At 62.2% G+C, this 1,711-nt stretch carries 2 protein-coding genes; both read left to right on the forward strand.

The genetic code is table 11. The features are described 5' to 3' along the window. Positions 1–590: 590 nt before the first annotated feature. Positions 591–1,142, forward strand: coding sequence for a carboxymuconolactone decarboxylase family protein (locus tag P7D22_RS23005; RefSeq protein ID WP_319936569.1), 552 nt, complete (start codon positions 591–593; stop codon positions 1,140–1,142). Between the two features lie 67 nt (positions 1,143–1,209). Continuing rightward, on the forward strand, positions 1,210–1,711 hold a 502-nt coding region (locus P7D22_RS23010), incomplete at its 3' end, for a helix-turn-helix domain-containing protein (RefSeq protein WP_319936570.1).

Below are 1,711 nucleotides of genomic sequence, written 5' to 3' on the forward strand. Positions count from 1 at the left end.
TCAGCACCCCGGAGACTACGCCACCTTGAATTCCAACCAACTCCGCGACGGCACCACTCGAAACCTCCGCCTACCTCGTACCCTCAGCCGAGAGCAACACCCGCCGATCCTGATCGGGCGCGATCATCGGCTTACGATCAAGCAGGTCTAGACGGAGGAGACCTACAGCCGGCTAGATACCTTAAACTGAGTCCGTCGACCCGCTTCGCGCAGTGCCCTGAAATTTAGCACTAACCGTCAGTGTTATGTGAGACAGCTCTGCCTCAAATTTATTCCGAAAATTGACGTTCCGCTTCCGGCCAGAAGCAGACTCGAGTCATACCCCCTCTGACGGTCACCTAGGCCGAGCCACTACACCGGCTTGGGTGGGGAGCGGCCCGGCTGCTTTGGGGATGAGTCTGAGGCTATTCAGACGTCCTGACGATCAAGGGTACGAGGATCAACGGCAGGCGCGGCGAGCGACTCTATGATCGCGCTTCGATCCGATTACCTCTGAGGTAGTTGAGACGAGGCCCTCAAAGGTCGACACCTGCGCCACCAGCAAGGCCGCACAACGGCTTGGCTCCGGTTTCCCTCGACGAGGACCTGTCATGTCCCACTACCCAGTTCACACAATGGCCACGGCCCCCGAGGCGTCCCAGCCGTCTCTGCATGCGCTTCAATCCGCTTTCGGCTTCATCCCTAACATCGCCGGCGCCATGGCGACCTCCCCTGTCCTGAGTAGCAGTCTTGTCGGCCTGTTCGGCAACGTGCACGGAGGTAGCTTCACCGAGCCGCAGATCCAGGTACTCCTTCTCACCAATGCGGTGACGAACGAAGCCGAGTGGGCCGTAGCCTTTCACACGACCCTGGCGTTGCAGCAGGGACTGACGCCGGCCGATGTGGACGCCATCCGCTCAGCCCGTCTCCCAAACGATCCCGCATTTGCGGCCCTGTCCCGGTTAGCCCGGACCTTGATCGAGAAGCGTGGCAGGCTCGATGTGACCGACAGCGCTGCCTTCCTCCAGGCGGGCTTCACCGAGGAGGACCTGTTGGAGGTCATCGCCGTCACCGCAGCTTCGACCATCACCAACTACACCGCCAATGTAACCAAGCCGCCGCTTGAGCCAGCGTTTCGCGACCACGCGTGGCATCCGGCATGAGCTTCGGCCGGCGCGCGGTTGACGGTCCTGAGGAGACGCCATGACAAATGCTTCAAGAAAAGGACGGATGGCCCTGGGAGCGGCCGGTACCCTGCTGCGGCACTGGCGCGACTTGCGGGGCCTGTCGCAACTCGATCTGTCGCTTGATGCTGGCGTCTCGCAAAAGCACGTCAGCTTTATTGAAAGTGGCCGCAGCCGCCCGAGCACGCAGATGGTGATCGACTTGGCCGAGGCGCTGCACGTGCCGTTGCGCGAGCGGAACGCCATCCTGCTCGCCGCCGGTCACGCGCCGCGCTATGCCGAAGCCGGGCTCGAAGCTCCGGTGATGGAGCGGGTAACGGCCGCGTTGCGGCGCATGCTGCAGCAGAACGAGCCCTTCCCGGCGGTGGTTATGGACCGCCACTGGAACGTGTTGCTGGCCAACGATGCGGCGCCGCGCTTTTTCGGATGCTTTACCGCTCTGGCGGACCGGCCGAGCCCGCGCAATCTTTTGCATCTTCTCTTCGACCCTACATGTCAAATCGCTTCCAACGACGACCCCCATTTCGCGTCCAATCCCGACCCCTCTG

Source organism: Lichenihabitans sp. Uapishka_5, assembly GCF_033947565.1.
Classification (GTDB): domain Bacteria; phylum Pseudomonadota; class Alphaproteobacteria; order Rhizobiales; family Beijerinckiaceae; genus Lichenihabitans.